Origin of the sequence: Variovorax sp. Varisp85 (assembly GCF_047304045.1) — a bacterium.
GTDB lineage: Bacteria > Pseudomonadota > Gammaproteobacteria > Burkholderiales > Burkholderiaceae_C > Variovorax.
In genome coordinates this window covers 16,125-41,623 of sequence record NZ_JBGLYN010000055.1, presented here as the reverse complement: position 1 = coordinate 41,623, position 25,499 = coordinate 16,125, and the positions used below count along the sequence as shown (strand labels likewise).

The 25,499-nt window shown below is 64.2% G+C and carries 22 protein-coding genes and 2 pseudogenes; 16 read left to right on the top strand and 8 right to left on the bottom strand.

Annotated elements, in window-relative coordinates; genetic code table 11:
- Together ACCC97_RS20455 and ACCC97_RS20450 are read left to right on the top strand one after the other, a co-directional pair.
- Window positions 1-1,013 (top strand): annotated as a pseudogene (locus tag ACCC97_RS20455) (NAD(P)/FAD-dependent oxidoreductase); the annotation flags it as partial.
- Window positions 1,014-1,084: 71 nt separating this feature from the next.
- Window positions 1,085-1,357, top strand: a pseudogene (locus ACCC97_RS20450) (FAD/NAD(P)-binding oxidoreductase); the annotation flags it as partial.
- Between the two features lie 138 nt (window positions 1,358-1,495).
- On the opposite strand, the gene ACCC97_RS20445 reads toward ACCC97_RS20450, so the two are convergent.
- The 8 genes from ACCC97_RS20445 to ACCC97_RS20410 form a co-directional block, all read right to left on the bottom strand.
- Complete coding sequence (locus tag ACCC97_RS20445) at window positions 1,496-2,524, bottom strand: alpha/beta fold hydrolase (protein WP_413334730.1); 1,029 nt, start codon at window positions 2,522-2,524, stop codon at window positions 1,496-1,498.
- Between the two features lie 193 nt (window positions 2,525-2,717).
- Entirely contained in the window at window positions 2,718-4,196 is a 1,479-nt protein-coding gene (locus ACCC97_RS20440) for a cytochrome P450 (protein WP_413334727.1), read from the bottom strand.
- 630 nt (window positions 4,197-4,826) lie between these two features.
- Window positions 4,827-6,617 (bottom strand): acyl-CoA dehydrogenase, encoded by a 1,791-nt coding sequence (locus tag ACCC97_RS20435; RefSeq protein WP_413334724.1) that lies wholly within the window; start codon window positions 6,615-6,617, stop codon window positions 4,827-4,829.
- Window positions 6,618-6,753: 136 nt separating this feature from the next.
- Entirely contained in the window at window positions 6,754-7,284 is a 531-nt protein-coding gene (locus ACCC97_RS20430) for a MarR family winged helix-turn-helix transcriptional regulator (RefSeq protein WP_413334721.1), read from the bottom strand.
- An 83-nt stretch (window positions 7,285-7,367) separates the two neighbouring features.
- A complete protein-coding gene (locus ACCC97_RS20425; protein WP_413334719.1) occupies window positions 7,368-8,174 on the bottom strand; it encodes an alpha/beta fold hydrolase in 807 nt (268 codons plus the stop codon).
- 120 nt (window positions 8,175-8,294) lie between these two features.
- Window positions 8,295-9,452 (bottom strand): xanthine dehydrogenase family Fe-S subunit, encoded by a 1,158-nt coding sequence (locus ACCC97_RS20420; RefSeq protein ID WP_413334732.1) that lies wholly within the window; start codon window positions 9,450-9,452, stop codon window positions 8,295-8,297.
- A gap of 66 nt (window positions 9,453-9,518) precedes the next feature.
- Window positions 9,519-10,370: an FAD binding domain-containing protein gene (locus tag ACCC97_RS20415; protein ID WP_413334716.1), complete on the bottom strand. Its 852-nt coding sequence runs from the start codon at window positions 10,368-10,370 to the stop codon at window positions 9,519-9,521.
- A complete protein-coding gene (locus tag ACCC97_RS20410) occupies window positions 10,367-12,748 on the bottom strand; it encodes a xanthine dehydrogenase family protein molybdopterin-binding subunit (RefSeq protein WP_413334713.1) in 2,382 nt (793 codons plus the stop codon). The genes ACCC97_RS20415 and ACCC97_RS20410 overlap by 4 nt, the downstream gene beginning before the upstream one ends.
- 209 nt (window positions 12,749-12,957) lie before the next feature.
- On the opposite strand from ACCC97_RS20410, the gene ACCC97_RS20405 reads away from it, so the two are divergent.
- From ACCC97_RS20405 to ACCC97_RS20340, 14 genes are all read left to right on the top strand, one after another.
- Complete coding sequence (locus tag ACCC97_RS20405) at window positions 12,958-13,176, top strand: hypothetical protein (RefSeq protein ID WP_413334710.1); 219 nt, start codon at window positions 12,958-12,960, stop codon at window positions 13,174-13,176.
- Window positions 13,177-13,440: 264 nt separating this feature from the next.
- Window positions 13,441-13,758 carry a non-heme iron oxygenase ferredoxin subunit gene (locus ACCC97_RS20400; protein ID WP_369651413.1) on the top strand — a complete coding sequence of 106 codons (318 nt, stop codon included), beginning with the start codon at window positions 13,441-13,443 and terminating at the stop codon, window positions 13,756-13,758.
- Complete coding sequence (locus ACCC97_RS20395; RefSeq protein WP_413334708.1) at window positions 13,755-15,008, top strand: NAD(P)/FAD-dependent oxidoreductase; 1,254 nt, start codon at window positions 13,755-13,757, stop codon at window positions 15,006-15,008. The genes ACCC97_RS20400 and ACCC97_RS20395 overlap by 4 nt, the downstream gene beginning before the upstream one ends.
- Before the next feature lie 29 nt (window positions 15,009-15,037).
- On the top strand, window positions 15,038-16,348 hold the full coding sequence (locus ACCC97_RS20390) for an aromatic ring-hydroxylating oxygenase subunit alpha (protein ID WP_413334706.1): 1,311 nt from the start codon (window positions 15,038-15,040) through the stop codon (window positions 16,346-16,348).
- Window positions 16,345-16,860, top strand: coding sequence for an aromatic-ring-hydroxylating dioxygenase subunit beta (locus ACCC97_RS20385; RefSeq protein ID WP_145746279.1), 516 nt, complete (start codon window positions 16,345-16,347; stop codon window positions 16,858-16,860). The genes ACCC97_RS20390 and ACCC97_RS20385 overlap by 4 nt, the downstream gene beginning before the upstream one ends.
- A gap of 17 nt (window positions 16,861-16,877) precedes the next feature.
- Window positions 16,878-17,873: an amidohydrolase family protein gene (locus tag ACCC97_RS20380; protein WP_413334704.1), complete on the top strand. Its 996-nt coding sequence runs from the start codon at window positions 16,878-16,880 to the stop codon at window positions 17,871-17,873.
- Between the two features lie 23 nt (window positions 17,874-17,896).
- A complete protein-coding gene (locus ACCC97_RS20375; protein ID WP_413334702.1) occupies window positions 17,897-18,940 on the top strand; it encodes a 2,5-dihydroxypyridine 5,6-dioxygenase in 1,044 nt (347 codons plus the stop codon).
- A complete protein-coding gene (locus ACCC97_RS20370; protein WP_413334699.1) occupies window positions 18,937-19,578 on the top strand; it encodes an isochorismatase family protein in 642 nt (213 codons plus the stop codon). The genes ACCC97_RS20375 and ACCC97_RS20370 overlap by 4 nt, the downstream gene beginning before the upstream one ends.
- Before the next feature lie 80 nt (window positions 19,579-19,658).
- On the top strand, window positions 19,659-20,837 hold the full coding sequence (locus ACCC97_RS20365) for an ABC transporter substrate-binding protein (protein WP_413334697.1): 1,179 nt from the start codon (window positions 19,659-19,661) through the stop codon (window positions 20,835-20,837).
- Window positions 20,838-20,852: 15 nt separating this feature from the next.
- On the top strand, window positions 20,853-21,722 hold the full coding sequence (locus ACCC97_RS20360; RefSeq protein ID WP_413334695.1) for a branched-chain amino acid ABC transporter permease: 870 nt from the start codon (window positions 20,853-20,855) through the stop codon (window positions 21,720-21,722).
- Complete coding sequence (locus tag ACCC97_RS20355) at window positions 21,719-22,732, top strand: branched-chain amino acid ABC transporter permease (protein WP_413334692.1); 1,014 nt, start codon at window positions 21,719-21,721, stop codon at window positions 22,730-22,732. Before ACCC97_RS20360 ends, ACCC97_RS20355 begins: the two co-directional genes overlap by 4 nt.
- A complete protein-coding gene (locus ACCC97_RS20350; RefSeq protein ID WP_413334690.1) occupies window positions 22,729-23,493 on the top strand; it encodes an ABC transporter ATP-binding protein in 765 nt (254 codons plus the stop codon). The genes ACCC97_RS20355 and ACCC97_RS20350 overlap by 4 nt, the downstream gene beginning before the upstream one ends.
- Complete coding sequence (locus ACCC97_RS20345; protein WP_413334688.1) at window positions 23,474-24,196, top strand: ABC transporter ATP-binding protein; 723 nt, start codon at window positions 23,474-23,476, stop codon at window positions 24,194-24,196. The genes ACCC97_RS20350 and ACCC97_RS20345 overlap by 20 nt, the downstream gene beginning before the upstream one ends.
- A 36-nt stretch (window positions 24,197-24,232) precedes the next feature.
- On the top strand, window positions 24,233-25,474 hold the full coding sequence (locus tag ACCC97_RS20340) for an MFS transporter (protein WP_413334686.1): 1,242 nt from the start codon (window positions 24,233-24,235) through the stop codon (window positions 25,472-25,474).
- The last annotated feature ends 25 nt before the right edge of the window (window positions 25,475-25,499 follow it).

The following is a 25,499-nucleotide window of genomic DNA, read 5'->3' as shown; positions in this document are numbered from 1 at the left end:
CACCCCCCGCGCCCGCGCTGCCCGTTGGGCCCACCGGGGCCTTTTTGCCCACCCCGCCGGGGGGGGCCCCCCCGGGGCGGGGCCGCCGCGCGCCCCCCCCCCGCGGCCGAGCGACCGGCCGCGCCTGGAAAGGCGGCGTCTTCTCGCCCAGCGACGGCACCGCTGATCCTGGCAAGGCTGCGCCCGCCGTGGCCGCTGCGCTCATCAAGCTTGGCGGCAGCGTCAACCAGAACTGCGCGGCCCGCGGCATCGAGACGGAAGGCGGGCGGGTCAGCGGCGTCATCACCGAAGCCGGGGTCATCAGGACCAGGACGGCCGTGCTGGCCGGGGGCGCGTGGGCCTCCTCGTTCTGCCGCCAACTCGGCATCCGTTTTCCGCAGGCCTCGATCCGGCAATCCATCCTCAGCGTGTCCCCCGTGGAGCACCGCCTTCCGGATGCCCTGTTTACCTCAGGCGTCTCCGTGACGCGCCGCAACGACGGACGCTACGCACTGGCCATCAGCGGCCGCGCACGCGTGGACGTGACACCCCAGTTCATGCGCTTCGCCCCGCAATTCGTGCCCATGTTCGCCAAGCGCTGGCGCAACCTTCTTCCGGGGGGCCTGGAAGGCATTCGCGGTGGCCACGAAACGCTGGGGCGGTGGCGACTCGATGCGCCGACGCCGATGGAGCGGGTGCGCATCCTCGATCCGAAGCCATGTTTGTCCACGATCAGGGAGACCCACCGACGCGCCGTCGAGCTCCTGCCCGAACTGCGCGAAGCAAGGATCACGCACGCCTGGGCTGGCTTCGTCGACAGCACGCCGGACGGTGTGCCCGGCATCGGCGAAGTGCCGGGCATGCCGGGCTTCATCCTGGCCGCGGGCTTTTCCGGACACGGCTTTGGCATCGGCCCCGGCGCCGGCCACCTTGTCGCGGACCTTGCCACCGGTGCCAAACCGATCGTCGATCCCATACCGTACCGGCCCGAGCGGTTCAGCGACTCAGCATGGGTCAAGGTCGCTGATTTCTAGGCCGCGCCTGCGACGCGCCGAACCCTGCCCTGCATCTACGGCATCGCGACAACGGAGATCAAAGGCTCCAGCATCGCGTGCCGGCCGACGACGTGATTGCCTGCCGCTGCCAGGAAGTCACGGCCGGCGAACTGCGCCGATCGGTTGCCCTGGGCTGCCTGGGGCCGAGCCAGGGCAAAGCCTTCACGCGCTGCGGCATGGGCCCCTGCCAGGGCCGCCTTTGCGGCCTCACCGCCACCGAGGTCATCGCACATGAGCGCGGCGTCTCTCCGGCCGAGGTCGGTCACTACCGGATCTGCTCTCCCATCAAGCCGATCACGCTCGAAGAGCCTGCCGCACGTTGATTCCGGCCAGACGCAGACCTGGTCGAGCCGCTCGCCGACCAACTGGGGCTGCCGGTATTCGTCACGCGACCCTTGTGAAATCGGCTCGGCGACGAAACGTAAGCAGGCCATAGGCTCTCAGCCGAGCCGCCAGCGGCGTCACGAAGCCGCAGACGCATCCCCGAGCAGGCCACGCTGAAGTGCGACACGCACGCCCTCGGCCCGAGACCGGCAATCGAGCGCCGCCAGCGAGTGCCGGACATGCATCTCGACGGTGCGGTGGCTCAGTCCCATCACCCGCGCGATCTCCTTGTCAGTGTGGCCCTGCCCGACCAGGCGCAGCACTTCCCGCTGCCGCGGCGTCAGCCGTGGCGCTGGTGCGCCCGCGCCGTCGACCGTTGCCCCGATTCCCACCGGAGCAGAGGCAAACCCCAGAAACGAATGGATCACGCTCGAGATGCGCGGCCACTCGGGATCGCCCGCGAGCGGCAGATGCAGGCAGCCCTCCAGCGGCATGAATCGCGCACCAGGAATCAGCGCCGCCAGGTGACTGCCTTCGGCGAAGGGCACCACAGGGTCCTGCCTCGCATGCAAGACGAGCGCTGGGCAGGCGATGCGGCACGCAAGGTCCGACACATCGGCTTCGAACGAGAACCGGGTGTACCGCGCCGCGATCGCCGAGGTCATCCGCGAGATCGACGCCCGATCGAGTTCGATGAGCTGCTCGTCATTGGCCTGCGGAACGAGGCGTGAGAGCAATGCCCGCCGGAATGGCACGCTGTAGGCGAGATCGGTGCCGTAGGCCACCTGCATCGTTTCGGCAATCGCCTGGGATTCACGGTCCAGCTCCGGCCCGGCGTTGCGCCGCATCCGTCCGCGCGCGTAGCCGTCCAGCACCACGATGCGCTCCACACGCTCCGGATGCAGCGCCGCAAAGGCGATGACGGGCAGCGCCCCGTGCGTGAGTGACACCAGTGCCACGGGCCCATCGGATGCCGCATTCACGACGGCCGCCATGTCCTCAACGCAGGTCTCCAGGCTCAGGGGCCCGACGAAGCTGCCCGCGGACAGGCCGCAGCCCCTCGGCTCATAGCGCACGAGCCTTGCATGCGGCGCCAGCAGTTCCAGCCAGTGGCGCGAGCCGATCGACGGGGCATCGAGGTGGTCGCCAACGTGCAGTGTGGCCATGACCACCGTGCGTGGTCCGGCGCCATACGTGGCCCTGGCCAAGCGGGTGCCATCACGACTGCTGCAGAAGCTGATGTCCGGAACCCAATGCATGGCAGGTCGTACGCCGCAAATAGCGACATATTACCGACCAGAATGGCTCCGGCAGGACTCCGCTCGCCAACGCGGCCGGACGCGCGGGAATGCGCCCCCGTCAGTCCAGCGGCGCGAGCCGCACCCGCAGCGAGCGCGGGCGCATCGTGAACGCAAAGTGCTCGCCGTCGCGCTCCTGTGGTGCATCGAGCTCCTCGACGCGGAAGTTGCGCAGCAGCATGGCTGCGGCCATGCGAATCTCCAGCAGGGCGAGCTGGCGACCCGGACAGATGCGGGGACCGCCGCCGAACGGCACGCTTATGCGCCGGATCGACGCGCCCTGGACAGCGTTCGCTTCATGCGCTGCGTCCTGCAGCCAGCGCTCCGGAGCGAAGCGCGCCGCGTCCGGCCAGCGGTGCACGTCGACCGCGGCCGGCCGGACCAGGCACATCACGACTGTCCCCGCGGGAATCTCGATGCCGTCCACCACCGTGGGTTGCACAGCCTGGTGCCCCTGCACCGGCGCGACCGGCTTGAGCCGCATGGTCTCGTGCGCGCAGGCATCCAAGTATCCGAGCTGCTCGATCTGTGCGTAGGCGCTCGGGAACGAAGCATCACCGACCGCCTGCTTCACCTCCTCATGCGCCCGCTGCCAGGCGCCGGGCTCGCGCGCGAGCAGCCGGACCATCCAGGCGAGGGAATGGGCGGTGGTGTCCTCACCGGCCAGCAAAATGGTGAGGACGTTGCCGGCGACATCGCGATCAGTGAACCGGCTCCCCTCATGATCGCGCGCGCAGACCAGGGACTCGATAAGGTTCGTCGGATGCTCGCGCCGGTCCGGTTCGTCGGCCAAGCGCTGACGCGCCTCGGCGATCAGGCCCGTCACCATCCGATCGAGTTCGCGTGCATGGCGATCGAAGGCGCGGTCGGCGGGAAGCTTCAGGTAGCGCCAGTAAGGGAAGAGCGCGGAGAGGCGTCGCTGGACGGTCGGGAACACCGCGTCCAGGTGCGCCTGGACCGTCGGTCCGCTTTCTTCGATGGTATTGATGTCAATGCCCAGGGCCAGGCCCGCGACGACGTCCACCGTGTACCGCGTGAGGTCGGCCAGCAAGTCGATCTCCTCGCGGCGTGCTGCGGCCCGCCGCCAGCGCTCAAGCAGGCGGCCCGTCACCTGCACCATCGTCGGGAAGTAGCCGCGCAGGTGCGCGGGGTCAAAGGCCCGCATCACCAGCGAGCGCTGCGCGATCCACGCGTCGCCGTTGCTCGCGAACAGACCGGGCGGCCCCATCTCGCTGAACACGTCGACCAGGCGCTTGGAGCGCTGAAACCCCTCCGGACGATCGCGCAGCACGGTCCGGATGGCGTCGGGATCGCTGATCACGACGAAGGTGCGGCTGCCGACCCGAAAGCGGTAACGGTCGCCATACCGGGCCTGCCAGGCCTCCAGGGTCCGGTGCGTGGCGTTCGATTCCAGCTGGAGCGCATTGCCGATCCAGGGCCAACCGCGCGGCCCGGGTAGATCCTCGATGCGCAGGGATGCAGTCGGACGGGCGGGGGCTTCGTGCGAAGCGCAAGCACGGGCAACGGGGCAGCGATCCATGGCGAGCTCCTGGACTGGCAATTGCCTGCAGTCTGCGCCAGACGGCCGTCCCGCATCAGTCGTGCAATTGCCGTAGGCCCTGGAATTGGCTACCGTGAAGCTACGGTATCCATGTCACCGCCCTTGCTGCGCGACCAGATCGCGGCCTTGGCGTGATCCGGTCAGGCAAGGTGCCGGGCGCGCCGCACCGCAGGCCGCAACGCCAGTGGAGGACCGGCAGGCCCGAGAAATTTGCCGTGCGAGGAATCCGCGCAGCGGAGGGATGCCCAACGATTTTTGGATTCCTGAAATTTGAGCGGACGTTCGTCGGCATGCTGGGCAAACTCGATCCGTCCGCTTGCTTCCGCTCGTCGCCCTTTCAGAGACTGCAAGTCCTCACGCCCCGCACGAAGCTGCGAAGCCCAACCTATTTCATTGCGCCGACGCGTCGCGGACGCAAAGCCGCAAACATCGCGATGGAAAGCAATTGGGAAGCAGCAATCACCAAGCCCAGTGCGGTCATTGGCGACGACTCGGCAAGCTTCATCACCAAGGTTGCACCCAACGCCGTCGCCGAGGCACGGGCCGAGCGCAAGGCGTCCTCGACCGCATATACGGGTCAAGGTGAGACGAGGGCAACATCTTGCCTATTCAAAACGCCTCGAGCGCCAGTGCGGTGACGCTCTCGGCGCCGTCGACGATGCTGTCGCGCATGCCCGGCACCTTGTTGAGGATGTGCTCGGCATAGAAGCGCGCGGTGGCGATCTTCGCCAGCATGAAGTCGGTATCGAAGCTGCGCGAGGCAAGGTCCTGCGCAATGATCAGCGAGCGCGCAAGCTGCCAGCCGGCCACGAGGTTGCCCGCGAGCATCAGGTAGGGCACGCTGCCTGCGAACACGGCGTTGGGCGAAGCCTTGGTCTGGCCCGCGACGAAGTCGACCACCTCGAGGAACGCCAGGCGCGCGGCCGTCAGGCGCTTGAGCACCGCAACGGCCGCGGGGCTGTCGCTCTTGGCGAGTTCGGCCTCGGTCTTCTCTATTTGTGCCGCGATGGCCTTCGCAGTCCGGCCGCCGTCGCGCGCGGTCTTGCGGCCCACGAGGTCGTTGGCCTGGATCGCGGTGGTGCCTTCGTAGATCGTGAGGATCTTCGCGTCCCGGTAGTACTGCGCCGCGCCCGTCTCCTCGATGAAGCCCATGCCGCCATGCACCTGCACGCCGAGCGAGGTCACTTCGAGGCTCATCTCGGTGCTGTAGCCCTTCACGAGCGGCACCATGAATTCGTAGAAGGCCTGGTTCTGCTTGCGCGCATCGGCGTCGGGATGGTGATGCGCTGCATCGTAGGCGGCGGCGGCCACGCTGGCCATCGCGCGGCAGCCTTCGGTGCAGGCGCGCATCGTCATCAGCATGCGCTTCACATCCGGATGGTGAATGATCGGCGCACTGGCGTTGATGGAACCGTCGACCGGGCGGCTCTGCACGCGGTCCTTGGCGTAGGCCACAGCGTGCTGGTAAGCGCGCTCGGCAATCGCGATGCCCTGCATGCCCACGGCGTAGCGGGCCGAGTTCATCATGATGAACATGTACTCGAGGCCGCGGTTCTCCTGGCCCACGAGGTAGCCGACGGCACCGCCATGGTCGCCGTACTGGAGCACGGCGGTGGGCGAGGCCTTGATGCCCATCTTGTGCTCGATGCTCACGCAGTGCACGTCGTTGCGCTCCCCGAGCGAGCCGTCCTTGTTCACGAGGAACTTGGGCACGACGAACAGGCTGATGCCCTTCACGCCCTCGGGCGCGCCGCTGACGCGCGCCAGCACCAGGTGCACGATGTTCTCCGCCATGTCGTGCTCGCCGTAGGTGATGAAGATCTTGGTGCCGAACACCTTGTAGGTGCCGTCGGGCTGCGGCTCGGCGCGGCTGCGCACCATGGCCAGGTCGCTGCCGGCCTGCGGCTCGGTGAGGTTCATCGTGCCGGTCCACTGGCCGCTCACGAGCTTTTCGAGGTACACCGCCTTCAGTTCGTCGGAGCCGGCCGTGAGCAGCGCCTCGATGGCGCCGTCGCTCAGCAGCGGGCACAGCGCGAAGCTCATGTTGGCCGAGTTGAGCATCTCGCCGCAGGCCGCGCCGATGGTCTTGGGCAGGCCCTGGCCGCCGAAGTCCGCCGGATGCTGAAGGCCCTGCCAGCCACCCGACACGTACTGCGCAAAGGCCTCCTTGAAGCCCGGCGTGGTGGTGACGGCACCGTCCTTGAACGACGAGGGATTGCGGTCGCCCGCCACGTTCAGGGGCGCGACCACATCCTGGTTGAAGCGCGCGCATTCCTCCAGCACGGCCTGCGCGGTTTCTAGGCCGGCGTCTTCGAAGCCCGGCAGCTTCGCGATCTCGCCGATGTTGGCCAGGTGCTCGATGTCGAACAGCATGTCCTTGAGGGGGGCGGTGTAGCTCATCTCAATCCTGCTTCCAGAGCAGTTCCAAATTACTTAATTGACACAACTTACGTGCGGGCAAGCGATACGGACGCCGAAAGAAAGCAGTGGGCCCATATTCATCAGACGCCGAAAGACGAAAACTCCATCAGACGACTCAAATTCCCTTTTCCTTCTTTTCATGCGCATCGACGAGTTGCGCAAGCAACCTCATGAAGACAACGCGATCTTCTGGCGACAGCGGTTCGATCAGCAGTTCTTGAGAGCGGTGAATGCTTTCTTGCAAGTCGTTGATCAGGTTGAGCCCATCCGTGGTGATCACCGAAAGCCTTGATCGACGATCATCCGGGTTGACGCGGGTTTCGACCAACCCCTTGTCACCGAGACGTTTGAGCACTTCCGCCGTCGTTGTCCGGTCCAGCGAAAGCTCTCGACCGATCGCTTTCTGATCCAGCCAAGGGTTCATCGAAAGCGCCGTCAGCATGCCGACCTGAAGCGGAGTGATGCTTTCGGACTTGCATAGATCGAAAAAGATCGCCTGTCCGATCTGGGTCAGCCTGCGGATGAGGAAACCCGGGCGACGCCACATGACCTGGCGCAATGGATTGAAAGGCTCTGGGACCGGGTGCTTTGCCACATCGGCTGAGCCGACCGTCTTTTTCTGAGCGGGAGAACGCTTTGTCATCATCTCGAGATCGCTGAAGGTGTCAGCCGACGAGTTTATCGACTCCCTTGAGTGTGAATGGAAACCAAACTGCGCTTCAGGTTGCGCTAGCGCAGGTCGACCTTCAGGTAATCACCAAGCAAGCGATAAAAATCTTCCTCGTCATCCCACGGGATCATGTGCCCGGCGTTCAAGGCCGTGCATTGCGACAGTCCAGGCGAGAGAGCCTCGATCTCGGCAAGGTCTTCCGGCAGCATCACCCCTCCTCGGCCCGCGGCCATCAGAAGTCCAGGCGTCCGCAGTTTGGGTAGATCGGCGTGGATGTCGTCCTCATGGAAGCCAGCATGCGCCTGGACAACAGCATCCTGGTTGCACGTATGGAGCCATTCGGCCCTCAGCCGCAATTGTTCGTCTGTCCACGTGGGCGCATAGGGGCGAAGCTCTTCGGCCGTGATGCCCTTGACAGCCATTTGGATCGACTCGACATACCAAGCCAGAGGGACTGGATAAGGTCGGCGGCCCGGGCCGGACATTGGCGGATCGACAAGCAGCAGCCTGGCCATGCGTCTCGGATCGAGCGCCGCGGCGCGAATCGCCACGCGAGCGCCCATTGAGTGACCCAGCACCGTCACGGATGACCATCCCAGGACATTCAGCAGATCCAGCACATCGGCCGCCATGGCATCAAGGCTCGCGACCATCCCCGGCGCGCTGAAGGACAGACCGCGCCCCCGGAAGTCAAGGACATGGACGTCGAAGTGCCGAGCCAATCGTTCGGCGACGAAGCCCCAGGTAATGGCAGGACTCGTAATTCCGGGCAACAGGAGCAGTCGAGGACCCTGCCCTCCATAGCGCAAGAGGTGCAGCCGCACCCCGTTCGCACGGAAGTGATAGCCAAGAAGGAAGGAACTCATTCAGACTCCGAAAATATTCACGCGTCCAACTCTGTGACGCCGGCATCACGTTCAAACTTGCGTTGAAAGAACCATCGAAACGCTCGCATGAGCCGCTTGCCTCTCCTGGAGCGAGCCATGTCAGAGCTGCGGCGGCTTTCCAAACCAGCTACGGATGCGATTCCAGAGCACGCTCCACATCATCCCGGCGACGGAAACCGTGGGTTGTGGTTCATTGGACGCAACCGTTTGACCGCCCAGCCTTCGCGTGATCTGTTTTCCAAAGTCCGCGACCATGCGGCGCACGAAATCCTTCACAAGTCCGGAGCGAGAGAATTGAGCGAGTGGACCCTGGAGGGCATAGATCATGTCCACGTGGACACGAGTGTTGCCCGCCGTCAGTGCTTCCAGGCGATAGGTGATGTCTCCCTGGGTGCGCGACTTGCTCAGGCTGTCCTGGCCGGCACCTCGCAGGACTGCGCACCTGGCAGCATCGTCACGCTCCAGCCGCGCTGCACCGGCGAAGGCCGCCGACATCGGACCGAACTTGATCGCAATGGTGCCCTTGACCCTCTCTCCCTCGTGCGAGTCGATGGTCGCACCGGGCAAGCAGGACGCAACCGCAGGCAGGTCGCCCATGAACTCCCACACCTGATCCGCCGGATAGGGCACATCGAAATGCACTTCGATCGCGTTGCCCTTGGCCTTGGCCTTGGCCATCGCGACGGGATCGACCTCCGCCATTTCCGCGGCAGTCACCGGATCCGCCGTGGGCGGCTTGGCGGGCGAACGCGCGGGCGGCTGCGCCCGGCTCGGTGTAGTGACCGGGCCCAGTGCAATGGTTCGCGGCAAGCTCAGTGTCTGCCGCAGGTTTTCGACTTGCGCGTCGGGGGTGTCACGCTGCTGTTGCAGCACATCCAGGATCGCGTCCACGATACCCTGGTATCCGGTGCAACGGCACAGGTTCCCGGACAGCTCGAGGCGCACGCGCGCCTCGTCGGCGTGGGGCAGACGAAGCACGATGTCGCGCGCCGTGGTGAGCATTCCGGGTGTGCAGAACCCACACTGCAGTGCGTGATGACGCGTGAACGCCGGGCGCAGCCTTTGCATCACTGCATCATCGTCGTAGCCCTCGATGGTGGTGATCTCCTGGCCCTCACATGCGACGGCGAAAGTGATGCACGAGCGCGTCGGTTGCCCGTTGACGAGCACCGTGCATGCGCCGCAGACGCCATGCTCGCAGCCAAGGTGGGTTCCTGTCAGGCGCAGCTCGTCCCGCAGGAAGTCGCCAAGATGCATCCGCGGCTCGGCGTGCCGGCTGTAGCCGCGGCCATTGACCTGAATAGAGATGGGGTCCAAGTCTTCTTACTCCGCTTGCTTGATGCTGGAAAAAACACCGGACTGCTCGAGTGCGCGCTCGACGCAGGCCGTGAAGAGCTTCCGGTCGATGGCGTCGCGATCAGGGAGAGCGGCGCCGACGGCCGCGCTTACCTTTTCACGCCCCGCAGCCTGCGCGCCCCTGCTGGCAATTTCCGCCGCGAAGTCATTCAGCAGGATCGGTGGCCCGTCCGCGGCCCCCAGAACGACGCGTGCTCGCTTGCGCGAGACATCGAAATAAACCGCTGCACTGGCCTCGGCAAATTCGCCAGGTTTGCGGCAGACCTTGTGATACCCCCAGCGCGTGGCCGGCGTCTCGGATGGCACATGAACGGCAAGGATCAACTCGTCAGCCTCGAGCACCGTTGTATAAGCGCCGAGCATGAGGCCGTCCGCCTCGATCGTGCGTTCGCCGCGCGGCGACCTGATCACAATGCGCGCACAGAGTGCAGCGAGCGTCACAACCCAATCCGCTGCTGGATCTGCATGCGCCAAGCTACCTCCGACGGTGCCGCGGCTACGGATCGCGCGGTAGGCGATCCCGCCTGCGACCTGACGCATGGGATGCGCCGCCAGCGGCGGGTACACACCATCCTCGATCTCGGCATGCGTGACGGCTGCGCCGATCTCGACCCACTCGCCCTTGCGACTGACAGCGCGCAGCGTTGGGATATTGGCCACGTCGACCACTTGAGCCGGTCGCGCCAGTCTCAAGTTGAGCATGGGACCGAAGGACTGGCTTCCGCTCATCGCCTTTGCCGTGCCGCCGCCCTTGGCCAGCACCTCGATCGCCTCATCCACGTCGAAGACCCGGGTGTATGCAAATTTCGGCGCCTTCATTTGACGAGCTCCTGTTCCGGCTTCGCGCTTTCGAGGGCCTTGAGCAAGCGACGCGGCGTCAGGGGCGTCATCAGTACCTCGGCAGCACCCGTGCCTCGCAACGCGTCGTTCACGGCGTTGAAGATCACCGCCGGCGGCGCTATTGCGCCCCCCTCCCCCACGCCCTTGGCACCGAACTCGGTGTGAGGCGAAGGTGTCTCGAAATGCTCGATACGGATGCGCGGCACTTCCGTGGCGCCAGGCAAGATGTAGTCGGCCAGAGTGGAAGCCAGGGGCTGGCCTTGGTCGTCGTATGGGCTTTCTTCATACATCGCGGTGCCGATGCCCTGCGCGATGCCCCCGATGGTCTGGCCCTCCACGATCATCGGATTGACCATGGTGCCGCAATCCTCGACGACGACGTAGTCGAGGATCTCGACCTCGCCCGTCTGCGTGTCGACAGCGACAACGACCGCATGGGTGGCATACGTAAAGGTACCTGTGTCGACTCTGGGCTTGTACGCACGCGAGACCTCCAGTCCACCGAGATGAACGTTCTCAGGCAGGTCCTGTGGCGTGAGATACCACGCACCGCCCACTTCGGACAGCGGAATCGACTTTTCCCCGGCGACTGCAAACCCCTCGACCAATGCGACGGTCTGCGGGTCCACGCCCATGAGATAGCCGGCGATCGACTGAATGCGAGGCAACAGTTCCTTGCACGCGGTCGAGATGGCGCCTCCTGACATGACGGTGGCCCGAGAGGCGTAGGTCCCCGAGGAGAAGGGCGTGAGCGCAGTGTCGCCATGCACCACCCGGATCCGGGCAACAGGAATGCCAAGTACATCATTGGCGATCTGCGCAAAACTGGTCTCCATGCCTTGGCCATGCGAGTGCACGCCGACGCGCACTTCCAGTCCACCATCCGCGGTCATCCTGACAACCGCCTGATCGAAGCCAGGCACCACCGGCAACCCCCAGTTGGCGAAAACGGTCGTGCCGTGGGCAGACTGCTCCGTGTAGGTTGCGGTCCCGAACCCGATCCGGCGTCCATCCGGCTCTCCCCGGGCTTGCCGCTCACGGACTGCAGCGAGTCCGATCATCTCCACGGCGCGGCGCAGGCTCGCGGGAAAGTCGCCGCTGTCGAAGTGCTTGTTGGCCACGTTGACGTAGGGCATGGCAGCGGCCGGGACCAGGTTGTCCATGCGGACCTCCCATGGCTCTCGCCCCACTTCACGCGCCACGGCCTCCATGAGGAGCTCGATCGCGAAGCACACGCCGGTGCGCGCCACGCCGCGGTAGGCCATGAAGCCCGGCTTGTTGGTCGCGACACACAGGGTCTCGCAGCGATAGCCGCGGAAGGTGTAGGGGCCCGGCAGGTTGCCGATCGCCTGGCCAGGTTCCAGACCGACGAAGAAGGGATAGTAGGAATAGGCGCCGCCGTCGATGGTGATGACAGCGTCCAAAGCGAGGAGCTTTCCCGTGCGGTCCGCATAGGCAGTGAGCTGGTAGTGATGCTGCCGCGTGTTGGCACCGACGATCAGATGCTCGCGCCGATCCTCAAGATAGCGGAACGGCGTTCGGTATGTCTTGGCCAGCCAGGCAATGCACAGATCCTCGGGGTACAACTGCCCCTTGTAGCCAAAGGCGCCTCCCACGTCGGGCGACACCACGCGTACCGCTTCCTCGTTCATCGAGAGGTGCTGGGCGATACCGACGCGCAGCAGGTGCGGGACTTGCGTCGCACTGACGACCACGAGTTGATCGGCCTGGAAGTCCCAGTAGGCCAGCACCGACTTACCCTCCAGCGGCACGATGCACTGACGCGAGAGTTCGACGGTGCGGCTGACCTTCACCTCCGCCTTCGCGGCAAGTTCATCGAAGTCGCGATTGGCCCGCAGCGTGAGAAAGACATTGTCTTTCCACCCGGGATGAAGGAAGTCTCCCGTCGCCGCAAGAGAAGACTCGGCGCCGTGGTAGACGGGAAGCTCGTCATAGGAAACCTGCACCTCCTCGAGCAGGTCTTCCGCCACTGCACGCGTGGGCGCAACAGCCATGGCGACCGCCTCGCCCACATGCCGGACCTTGCCCGAAGCCAGCGGCGGCAAGGCTGAGTACTGGTATGTGGGCAGCGAAGAAGGCGAACCGATGTCCGCAGCATCCGGCATCATCTCGCGCAAGAACACCTTCCCTGCAAGCTCTTGCGGAATCTCGACCCCCGTGATGGTGGCGTGCGCCAGAGGACTGCGCAGGAACGCGACCTCCTGCAGACCCGGCAGCACGAAGTCGCCCACGAAGTTGCCTTTGCCCACCATATGGCGCGCATCCTCCTTGCGAGGCACCCGCGCTCCGATGCCCTCGCGCTTGAGCACTCTCGCCGGAATGTCTGCTTGGTTCATGCGTTTCCTTTTCCTTGACTAATTTGCCCGGGCGCGCCGCACAGGATGTGCGGCACGGCGGCACTGTCCCAGCGATCCCAGCCGCTGCTCATTCATGCGCACAGATGACCCGTCCGAAACTGGCCCGTGGCGGCACTTCGTGCTTCGTGCCGCGTACCTGGCGTTCGCCGCCGCATCGCCGACTCCATCGAAAGCCCCTGAGTGAAGCCGTGACCTCGACCACGGCGCACCCCGATCTGCGCGCGACTTCGAAAACACCGGACCACACCCGCTTGAATGGCGGCCATGAGCAGGAACTTTCCACGCGACATCGGCGCGCGCTTCTCCACACGATCGGCTCACATCAAGAAGACGCCCACGTGCCGGACCCCGCCATGCTGCATCGCGGCTTCCGGACCGTGATCCAATGTCTCACATCTATTTTATGACAGTACACGTGCAGAAGTATAGATCCGCTAATGCCGCGTGTGAAGACAGCATTTCTTGATGAAAACCCTGACACGCCGGACTCACCGACGTGGTGCTATTCCAGAGCACAAATACACTCTTTTGCCCGTCGTCCAGGCGCTTTTCTATCCACTCTGGTGCAGCGCCAACAAGTACAAACCCGCACTTGAAAAGACGATTCGATGCGCTTAATATGACAGTTCACTGAGTATTTATTTCGGATCTTTCAACGACTGGATGGAGCCATGGATTGGATCAAGGTCGCCTCGGCGCAAGAGCTGAGCAACGATGAAGCGAAGACAGTCAATGTCGCTGGCTACGGTGTTGCGCTGTACCGGATCGACGACGAGTTTTTCGCCACAGACAGCATGTGCACCCATGCCACGGCTCTGCTGTCGGAGGGCTACGTGGAAGACGGCTGTGTCGAATGCCCCTTGCACCAAGGCCGCTTCGACATTCGCACAGGCAAAGCGATGTGTGCGCCGGCCACCGTGGACCTGCGCACCCATGCCGTGAAGCGGGAGGGCGATCACATCTACGTGTTGTCGCCTGCCGGCAAATGACGTCACGCGGCATCGTCATCGTCGGTGCGGGTCAGTCGGCGGCCGTCGCGGCGCACGCCCTGCGCGAGCATGGCTACAGCGGGCGCATCACGATGCTGGGTCGGGAGCGCCACAGACCGTATGAGCGCCCGCCTTTGTCCAAGGCCGTCTTGGTGGCTCCCGACGCCCCCCGGCTCGACGTCCTCACGGACGAATCCTGGACGCGCAGCAAGATCGACCTGCTCAGCGGCAGCAATGCGGTTGCACTGGACCTTGTGCAGCAGCATGTTCGCCTTGCAGACGGGCAAGTGCTCGAGTACGAGATCTGCCTGCTCGCCACCGGCGGTGAGGCCGTCACGCTCGCATCCGTCCCTGCCGGCCGCCCGGGTGTGCACTACATCCGCACCCTGGATGACGCGCGCAGGCTGCGAGCCGCCCTTCAAGGAACGCCGCAAGTCGCGATTCTGGGCGGTGGATTCCTCGGACTCGAAATCGCAAACTCGGCGCTGTCCGCAGGCGCTTCGGTGACGGTACTCGAACGCGCCACATCCGTGCTCGATCGCTTTGTGCCGCCGGAGGCGTCGGCATGGCTTGAATCGCGAATACGGGCAGCAGGCGCAAGGCTCCTGCTCGGCGCTTCCTGCAGCGGCGTCCATTCACTGCCAGTCGGCCGGTTGCGCCTGAGCACCAGCACCGGCGATCTTGAAGTGGATGAGGTGATCATCGCCATCGGCCTGTCTCCGAACGACGCGCTGGCGCGGGATGCGGGACTCGAGATCGCGGCAGGTGGCGGCATTCTGGTCGACGCGTCCTGTCGCACCAGCAACGCACACGTGTTTGCATGTGGCGACTGCACCAGCCAGCGTCGTCCCGGGCAGGCGGCGCCAACGCGCCTCGAATCCTGGCAGAACGCGAACGAGCAGGGGCGCACTGCCGCTGCTGCCATGCTGGGCCTGCCTCTTCCTGCACCTGTGGTGCCATGGTTCTGGACCGACCAGGGAAAACACAACATCCAGATGCTGGGCCTGCCGGCCAGCGATCTCGAATATGTGCGCCGCGGCGACCCGGCCAATGACAAGGCGCTGTGGATCGGCCATCGGGGTTCTGTCCCATTGCACGGCGTCGCCATCAATGCAGGCGCCGATCTGCGAGCCGTTCGCCCTCTCTTCGAACGTGGGCGGCCCGTGCAGTTGCAGGACTTTCAACTGGACGCCACCAACCTGCGTGCATGGGCCAAGCAGATGCAAGCCGATGCCGCGCTCACGGCTTAAACCACCTCTCTCAAAGCTAAGGAGCTTTTATGTATCAATCGCAGGCGGTCATCGGCATCACGAATGCCCGAAAGAATCCGCCCTTGGAACAGTGCGTCTGGCCAGCGGACGCCATGAACAACATCCCGGACTGGATCTACACCAGCCAGGCGAACTATGACCAGGAGATCGAGCGCATCTTTCGGGGGGACACCTGGAACTTTGTCGCTCTGGAAGCGGAGATTCCCAACCCGGGCGACTACAAGCGCGGTTACGTCGGCGCCACGGCAGTCGTGATCGTTCGCGCGGAGGACAACACGATCTCCGTCTTCGAGAACCGCTGTGCCCATCGCGGCGCGGAGTTCTGTCGCTCCAGCCAGGGAAATACGAAGGAGTTCGTCTGCCCCTACCACCAGTGGTCCTACGACCTCAAGGGAAACCTGCAGGGCGTTCCGTTCAAGCGCGGCATCAACAAGGTCGGCGGCATGCCGGCGGACTTCAAGAACGCCGACCACGGTACCCGCCAGTTGCGCGTGGCCACGCGCAACGGCGTGATCTTCGCCACCTACTCCGACAAGACCCCTCCCCTGGAAGAGTACATGACCGAGGAGATCGTCGAGGAGTTCGACGTGCCCTTCTCGGGCAAGAAACTCAAGATCCTGGGCTACTGCCGCAACGAGCTTCCCTGCAACTGGAAGATGTACCACGAGAACCTCAAGGACCCGTACCACGCGACGCTGCTGCATTCGTTTCTCGTGGTGTTTGGCCTGCTGGTTCCCGGCATCAAGTCGATCGTGTTTGCAGACAAGGCGCATGGCCGCCATGGCTTCATGGCGTCGGCCAAGCCGGACGAGATCTACGCCACTGTCGCCGACGACGACAAGGCGCAGATGCGATCGTTCAGCGACAACCTCCGGTTGCGAGACGAACGGTTCCTGGACTACGTACGGGAGTTCAAGTCGCCCTGGTCCGCCAACATGATGACCATGTGGCCGAACCTCATCGTTCAGCGCCAGATGAACACGATGGGTGTGCGCCAGATCATCCCGAACGGTCCGAACAGCATGGTGATGCAATGGACGATGTTCGGATACGAGGACGACACGCCGGAGATGACACGGCACCGCCTTCGTCAGGGCAACCTGATGGGCCCGGCCGGCTTCCTGGGCCTTGAGGACAACGAGGCATTGAAGTTCGTGCAGGAAGGCCTGCGCAACTCGTCCACGGACAACAACGTCGTCAAGCTCGATGCCGGCCACCAGGGCACGGCACGCAATCTCATCTCCGAGTCCTGCATCCGCTCCCTCTACCAGTACTACCGGGACGTGATGGACATCCGTGTCGCGGAGAAAGCAGCATGAAGGAGCGGCTCGCCTATGCCAAGGCCACCATCTCGCCCCGACGCGCAGCCGAGTTACGCGCCGAGATCGAGTCGTTTCACGTCGAGTACTGCGCTGCCCTGGATGCGAACGACGTCGAACGCTGGCCGGACTTCTTCAGCGAGGAAGCGACGTACCGCGTGACATCGCGCCAGAACGCGCTTCTGAACATGCCCGTGGGACTCATCTACTGCGAGGGTCTGGACATGATCATTGACCGCGCCCTTGCCGTTGCGCACTCGCAGATGTTCGCGCCGCGACACATGCTGCATGTACTCGGGATTGCGCGCGTACTGCAAGAGACGGGGAACGCGATCAGTTCGCAGACGCCATTCATCCTGATGCAGACCCTGGTGGAGGGCCCATCCACGGTGCATCTCGCCGGGGTCTATCACGACCGCTTCGTGCGCGAAGGCGACCGGCTGCTTCTTGCCAGCCGCGAAGTGGTCCACGACACGGAAATTCTCGACACCGCCTTGGCGTACCCGGTCTGAGGCCACCTAGGAAGACCATGAATCAAACCCCAAAAATCGCACTGGAAGAGCACTTCTCGGCCCCCGGCTTCGACGCGTACTCAGCCCCATACACGCGAGCGCTTCCCGCCGAATTCGTCGCCAAGCTCGACGCCAGGCTGACCGACTTCGATGATCAGCGCCTTGCGGAGATGGACGCAGGGAACATCGAGTACGTCGTGCTGTCGCAAACGATGCCTGGTGTACAGGCCGAGGCCGATCGTGACACCGCCATCCGCCGAGCGCGCGAGAACAACGAGTTCCTTGTCGAGCGCGTGTCGCGTCATCCGCAACGCTTCGGTGCCTTTGCCCACGTGGCCATGCAGGATCCGAGCGCCGCAGCAAAGGAGCTGGAACGCACGGTCGTCGAATATGGCTTCAAAGGCGCGATGATCAACGGCCATACCCTGGGCCGCTACTACGAAGGTGGCGCGTTCGACGTGTTCTGGGAGCGCGCGCAGGCGCTTGGGGTGCCCATCTATCTGCATCCCAACGCGTTCAGCCAGGCACCGGCTCTGCTGGAAGGCATGCCGGTGCTCCAGGGCGCTGCATGGGGATGGGGCGTGGAGACAGCGGGCCATGCGTTGCGCCTGCTGTTCGGCGGGGTGTTCGACCGATTCCCGCGCCTGACCCTGGTGTTGGGCCACATGGGGGAGGCCCTGCCGTACCAGCGCTGGCGCATGGACAGCCGCTTCGCCGCGTATCCATCCGGCATCAAGTTGGCGCGCAAACCCAGCGAGTACATCGGCAGCAACATCCTGATCACCACGTCAGGTGTGTGCTCCGCACCGGCCCTGCTGGGCGCCATTGGCGAGCTCGGGGCACAGGCCGTGCTCTTCTCGGTGGATTACCCCTACGAGTCAACCGCCGAGGCCTGCACTTTCATCGAAGACGCCCCCCTCGACGACAAGACGCGGGCACAGGTGTGCCATGGCAATGCGCGCCGGCTCTTCAAGCTAGGCAGCCCGGAAGACCTGGCGCTGCTGCAGTTCTGACACTTCACTCCAAAGGACGAAAAATGGCAGTCAGCGATTATCAGATGATCAAGGCCTGGGACGAGGTCCTCAAGCTCAGCAAAGTGGAGCGCGGACAGACGGTCTCCATTCTGTGCGGCCCCCACACGCACCCGCAGACGCTCCAGACAGCGACGATTGCAGCGCAGGCCGCGGGCGCGATCGTGACCAGGATCGAGCTGCAACCCATCAACGCGGAGAAGGCCACCAGCCGCGACCTGATGAGCTACCTGGGCGCAACGCCCCTGACCAACAACCCGGCCGCGCTGGCGGCGATGAAGAACAGTGACCTCGTCCTGGACTTGATGCTGCTGCTGTTCTCGCCCGAACAGATGGAGATCCTGGAGTCGGGAACGAAGATCCTGCTGGCCGTGGAGCCGCCGGAGGTCCTGGTGCGGGCGGTGCCCACCGAGGCCGATCGCAAGCGCGTGCTGGACGCATCGAAGCTGCTCAAGAAGGCCAAGAGGATGCACGTGACGTCGCCGACCGGCACGGATGTGACGTTCCAGCTTGGCGAATTTCCGGTCATCAGCGAGTACGGCTTCTGCGAGGAACCCGGGCGCTGGGACCACTGGCCGAGCGGCTTCCTCTTTACCTTCGCCAACGAAGGCGGCAGCGACGGCACGATCGTGATCGATCGCGGCGACATCCTGCTGCCGCAGAAGAACTACGTCTCGGACAAGATCACGATGAATCTGAGCGGCGGTTTCGTGCGCAGCATCGAAGGTGACGTCGATGCCGCCCTGCTGCGCGAATTCATGGAAGCCTACAAAGACCCCGAGGCCTACGCCATCGCGCACATCGGCTGGGGGATGCAGCCACGATGCTACTGGCACACACTGTCGCTGATGGACCGCGAGGCGACGACCGGCCAGGACGCGCGCTCGTTCGAAGGCAATTTCCTGTTCTCTCTGGGGCCGAACAACGAGGCCGGCGGCTCGCGCACCACGCCTTGTCACCTCGATATTCCGCTGCGCAATTGCACGGTGGCACTCGATGACATCGTCGTGGTTCGCGATGGCAAGGTGATCGACGAGGCTTTCCAATGAGCTTCGATCAAGACATCTACCAGAAGCAAGGATTCGGCAATGCCGTGGCGCCCGTGGCGCCCTACGGCCTGTTGATCATCGATTTCATCAATGGCTTCGCCGATCCGCTCACGTTTGGCGGCGGCAACATCGCCAGCGCCATCGAATGCACGCGCGGGCTTCTCGCCCAAGCGCGCCAGCGCCAATGGTCGATCGTGCACACGCGCGTCGTGTACCAGGACGATGGCGCCGATGCCAACATCTTCGCGCTCAAGGTTCCCCCCATCCTTGCTCTGCGCGAGGATGCGAGCGAAAGCCAGATCGTGCCCCAACTGCAGCCGGTGGCCGGGGAGTTGGTGCTGCGCAAGACCAGTCCCTCGGCTTTCTTTGGGACCTCGCTGGCCGCCTGGTTGTCCCTGCGGGGCACACGGACCCTCCTGATTGCCGGCTGCACGACCAGCGGCTGTGTCCGCGCCAGTGTGGTCGACGCCATGTGCCATGGGTTCCGCCCCCTCGTCGTCACCGACTGCGTGGGGGACCGGTCGCTGCAGGCCCACGACGCCAACCTGTTCGACATGAATCAGAAGTACGCGACCTTGATGGCCCGTGATGTCGCCCTTGAAGCGACCACCAGGGCAGAAATCGGCGCCTCGGTCTGATACCCGTTCGAAGGTCCGTCACCTCGTTCGAACCCCTGGTGCTCACGGCACCAGACACGCCCCACCATTTGGAGAAAAGAATGACCCTCAAATTCGTTGCCGCCTTGGCGGTTTCACTCGCGACGATTGCCTTTCAGGCGCGCGCCGACGTCATCAAGGTTGGCGTCATCGCTCCGATGTCCGGACCGTTTTCAGCCGTGGGGCAAACCTGGGAGGGTGCGACCCAGGCATACCAGAAGCTCAATGGCACGACCGTGGGCGGGCACACGATCGAAGTCATCTATCGCGACCTTCCGGAGATCAACCCCGCGCAAGCCAAGGCCCTGGCACAGGAACTGATTGTCAAGGAAGGCGCCCAGTACATCGCCGGCCTCTATTTCACTCCTGACACCTTGGCCGTGGCTGCGCTCGCGCAGGAGGCGAAGGTACCGGTCGTGATCTTCAACGCGTCGACGTCCTCGCTTCTGGACAAGTCGGACTTCCTGCTGCGCACTTCATACACCTTGCCGCAGATGGCGGTGCCTGTGGCCAAGTACGCGCTGGAGAAGAACGTCAGGAACGTTGTCACGCTGGTCAGCGACTTTGGTCCCGGTCTCGACGCCGAGAAGGCCTTCACCACGGCGTTCGTCGGCGGCGGAGGCAAGCTGCTCGAGGCCATCCGTGCGCCGTTGAAGACAACCGACTTTGGTCCCCTGATGCAGCGCGTGAAGGCGCTCAAGCCCGATGCCCTCTACGTCTTTGCCCCAGGCGGTCCTGCGACCTACGCGATGGTCAAGGCATACAACGAGGCTGGATTGAGGACGGCCGGCGTGCGCTTTCTCGGCACTGCCGAGACCGATGAGGACCAGCTGCGAGCGATCGGCCCGGATCTTCTCGGCATCGAGACGGGCATGTTCTATTCGGCAACGCACAACTCTGCGCTGAACAACGCTGTCATCAAGGCCCTTGGCGAGGTTGCCCCCAAGGCCATTCCGACCGTCCAGCTTGCGAACGCGTATGACGGTCTGCATGTGATCTATCACATGGTCAAGGCAACCGATGGGAAGCGGGACGGCGCCAAGGCGCTTGCCAGCGCCAAGGGTCATTCCTGGGAAAGTCCGCGAGGCCCCGTGAAGATCGACCCGGCTTCCCGCGAGTTCGTGCAGAACGTCTACATGCGCGTGGTCGAAAAGGACCCGGCCGGACGCTACGTCAATCGGGAATTCCGGACGTTCGAGATGCAGCCCGACTACGGCCGCACGCAGAACGCATCCAAGTGACGCAGAGTCTGAAGCATGTCTCTCGCGCTTCTTAGCAGCATCCTGATCGACGGGGTCGCGTACGCGATGATCCTGTTCATGATCACAGTGGGCCTGTCGATGACGATGGGCCTGATGCGGGTGGTGAATCTGGCCCATGGCGCCTTCGCGATGCTCGGTGGCTTCTTTGCAGCCACGATCCCGCAACGCCTGGGCGTTCCGATCTGGCTGGGCTTCGTGCTGGCCATCGTCCTGGTCGGACTGGTTGCGCTGCTGTTCGAGCGCATCCTGCTTCGGCGCTTCTATCGACGCGACGATCTCGATCAGATGCTGGTGACGATCGGGCTGATGTTCGTGGCAACCGCCGCGGTGAATCTGCTGTTCGGTTCGACGGTGACATCGGTGGCGCTGCCGGAGCTGTTCAGCGGCACGGTCGATCTGGGCTTCCGGTCCATCCCTCGGCATCGGCTCATCGTTGTGGCCTGTGGGCTCGTGGTCGTCTGCGTTCTCTGGCTGGCGGTGGACAAATCGTCCTTTGGCATCCGGGTACGCGCTGCCGTCGACAACGCGCCCATCGCACGGGCCATCGGCATCGACACGACGAAGATCTATGCCGCCACTTTCGTGATGGGTGCAGGGCTCGCAGCTCTGGGGGGTATAGCCGGCGCGGAATTGCTGCCCATGGAGCCGACCTACGCCTCCAAGTACTTGGTAATCCTCCTGGCCGTCGTCGCCGTGGGAGGCAACGGAAATCTGTTTGGCTCATTCTTTGCAGCCCTGCTGCTCGGCATTGTGGAGACTTCGATGAAATACATGGTTCCGCAGCTCGCCTCGGCTGCGTTTTTTTTGACGATGATCATCGTCCTGCTGGTTCGACCGCAAGGCTTGTTCGGGAGACACGCATGAACGCGGTCAGTGCACCCATGACGGTGACCGCACCGTCTCGCGCCCGCCCGTGGATGCAGCTGCGCGGAGAGCTCGTGCTGATGCTGGTGGGACTGCTGGCCTTCGTGCTGTTCCCGCAGGACCTCGGTTTGCTCACCAACATGGCGACCATGTCCATCTTCGCGCTGTCGCTGAGCCTCGTTCTGGGACAGGCCGGCATCGCAACCTTGGGCCAGGCCGCGTTGTACGGCAGCGGTGCCTACGTCGCGGGCTGGACGGCGCTGTATCTGACGGCAGATCCGATTGTGGGCTTGCTGCTGGGCGGGCTGGGCGGCGGCGTGATCGCGCTGCTGAGCGGCGCCGTGATGCTGCGGTCGACCAAACTCACGCTGGTCATGCTGACCATCGCGGTCGCCCAGTTGCTGCTTGAACTGGCCAATTGGGCGAGGTGGCTCACGGGCGGCGACGATGGACTTGCCGGTTTCAATATCGGCCCCCTGCTGGGCATCTGGGAGTTCAACTTCCTGAGCCACACGGGCTACTTCTATGCCTTGGGCGCACTTGTGCTCGTGTACTTCCTGCTGAGGAACCTCGTGGAGTCGCCATTCGGACTCACGGCCAGGGCCATCCGGCAGGATCCCGGACGAGTTCAGGCGCTGGGGGGTCGCGTCTACTTGCACTTGCTAGCCGTTTACACCGTCGGCGGCATCGTGGCGGGGCTGGCTGGCGCATTGACAGCGCAGACCAGCAAAGTTGCCAACCTCTTCATGCTGGATTTCACGACGTCGGCGGGCGTCGTGGTCATGATCGTTCTGGGTGGAACACGCCGTCTGTCGGGCGCCGTGCTCGGCACCGTCGCGTACATGACCATCCATCACATCGCATCGACCTTGAACCCCTATCACTGGTTGTTCTTCATCGGGTCGATGCTGATCGTCGTACTCATCGTCCTGCCTGAAGGCTTGATCGGGCTGGTGGACCGTGCCGTGATGTACACCAAGCGGCCTGGCCGCAGTGGGGTGGCACGATGACCCACCGACTCCAGACTCATAACCTGAGTCACTCCTTTGGCGGCCTGGCGGTCACGCAGAACGTCACGCTGTCCCTCCCCCAGGGAGCCCGCACGGCATTGATCGGTCCGAACGGCGCTGGCAAGACGACTTTGGTCAACCTGCTGAGCGGCGCGTTGCGCCCTCAGTCGGGTGACATTCAGCTGGATGGCCGCTCGATCGTCCAGCTGCCGCAGTACGCACGCGTGCGCAACGGCATCGTTCGCACGTTCCAGATCAGCCGCCTGTTCAAGGAGCTCACCGTGGCGGACAACGTCAGGGTCGCCGTGTTGCAGCGGCACCGAGCCTCCATGCAGTGGTGGCCCTCGCCGACGCGTTCCGCACGCGTGCAGGAAGATGTCGACGAGACACTCGGCATGCTGGGGCTGCACCCCTATGCGAACCGGGTGGTGGGACAACTGGCACTGGGCGAGCAGCGGCTTGCGGAGATCGCCCTGGCACTCGCGATGAAGCCCCAGGTGCTGCTCCTCGATGAACCGGGCGCAGGCGTACCGCAGGGAGAAGGCGGCCGGATCATGGAAGCCATCGGGAGCTTGCCGAAAGATCTGTCCGTCCTGCTGATCGAGCACGACATGGACCTGGTGTTCCGGTTCGCGTCGCACATCATCGTCCTGGTCGCCGGTGCGGTAATGGTCGAGGGGACGCCGCAGGAAGTCGCTGCCAACGAGCAGGTCAAGCAAATCTACTTCGGACGAGACGGTCATGCCCAAGCCCACCATTGAACTCCGGTTCGACGACGTCACCGCAGGCTATGGCGGCCTGCCAGTCCTCGAGCATCTCAGCCTCAGCGTACGCGAAGGCGAGCGCCTCGGCCTGATCGGGCGCAACGGCGCCGGCAAGACCACGACGCTCGCGACGGCCATGGGCCTCGCCGACCTGATGAAGGGGCGCATTCACTTCGGCGGCGACGACATCAGCAACGCGAGCACCTACGCACGCTCGCGCGCAGGCCTCGGCTACGTACCGCAGAGCCGCGACATATTTCCCTCACTGACAGTGGAGGAGAACCTGCTGTCGGGCCTGCAGGGACGCTCGGCGAGCGTTGCCCTGCCACCGATCTATGCGCTGTTTCCACGGCTCAAGGAGCGCCGACGCAACGGAGGCACACAGCTATCGGGCGGAGAGCAGCAAATGCTGTCGGTAGCACGAGCACTCGTCGGGCAGCCGCGCATCCTGTTGCTCGACGAACCGCTGGAAGGCTTGGCGCCGATGGTGCGCGAGGAGTTGATGGATGCCATCGTCCGGATGAGTAATCAGCTCGGCGTTGGCTGCATCATCGTGGAGCAGCATGTGGATGTCGTTCTCGAGTTTTCCAACAACGTGATCGTGCTGGAACGGGGCCTGGCCGCCTACTCCGGGTCTGCGGCGGTGCTGAGCGGCGAAGAGGCATTGCTGAACCGCACCATCGGCATCCAGAAATGCTGAAGACGAACTCATCGTTGGTTCAACGTGGATCCGCACATGACACCCTCTCCTGATTCACCTTCAGAACTGCGGCAGCATTGGCGCTACGTCCTGGGTTGCTTCCTCGGCCTGGCCAGCGGCGTCTCATCGCTGTACTTCTACAGTTCAGGTCTGTTTCTGAAGCCGCTCGCCGCCGAGTTCGGATGGACCCGAGGCACCGCGTCCCTGGGCTCGCTGATCAGCAGCGTGCTGCTCGGATGCGCGGCGCCGTTCATCGGACAGGTGATCGACCGGTATGGCGCGCGACGCGTCACCCTGCTCTCCCTGGTGGGCCTATCGACCTCGTTCCTGCTTCTGGGCGTTTGGACGCAGGGGCTGGCCAGTTTTCTGGCGTTGGTCACTGTACTGACACTGCTCGGTGGCGCGACCTCGCCCTTGTCTTTCACAAGGATCCTCGTGGGCAAGTTCGCTCGGCAACGCGGACTGGCCCTGGGCATCGCCATCACCGGAACGGGCGTCGGGGCCATCCTGATTCCGCTGATCGTCACGCCGGCCATCGCCAAATTCGGATGGCGAGCCACCTACCTGGGCCTTGCGGCCGTCGTCCTTGCCCTTTTGCCATTGATTGCCTACTTCCTGCGGGGTGCGGATGCGGCCCCTGCGGAGAAGGGCCGCCGTGCCCCCGCCGGAAGTAACCTGAAGGCTCTGGCCGATCCGCACTTCTTCCGCATTGCCGCAGTCTTCCTGTTGTGCTCGGTCGGCATCTTCGGCACGATCGTGCACGTCGTTCCGATGCTCACCGACCTCGGGCTTTCCCCGAACCGCGCCGCCGGTCTCGCCAGCATCCTTGGCGTGGCGGTCATCGTCGGACGAATCGTCACCGGCTTTCTGCTCGACATGTTCGATGCCGCGCGCTTGTCGGCGACGCTCTTCATGCTGTCTGCCACCGGCATGCTGCTTCTGGCAACAGGCCAACCGGCGCTGGTGCTTCCCGGGTTGCTCATGACTGGCTTCGCGGTCGGCGCGGAGTTCGACCTCGCAGCCTACCTGGTGAGCCGGAAATTCCCGCTGAACCTCTACAGCACCCTCTTCGGGGGTGTCTATGCCACGGTGGCCGTTGGCGCAGGCATCGGGCCATTCCTCGCGGGACGGCTCTTTGACATTTCCGGCAGCTATGTCTCGTGGCTCTGTCTGGCAGCAGGACTTCTGTTTGCAGCCGCAATGATCTGCCTCACGGAGCGTCGGGCCGCCAAGAACCTGAGCGGCATGGCCCCAGCGGCGGGTTCGAGCGAGCGCTGAGTTCGCTGCGCCTTCCGTTTGCTCG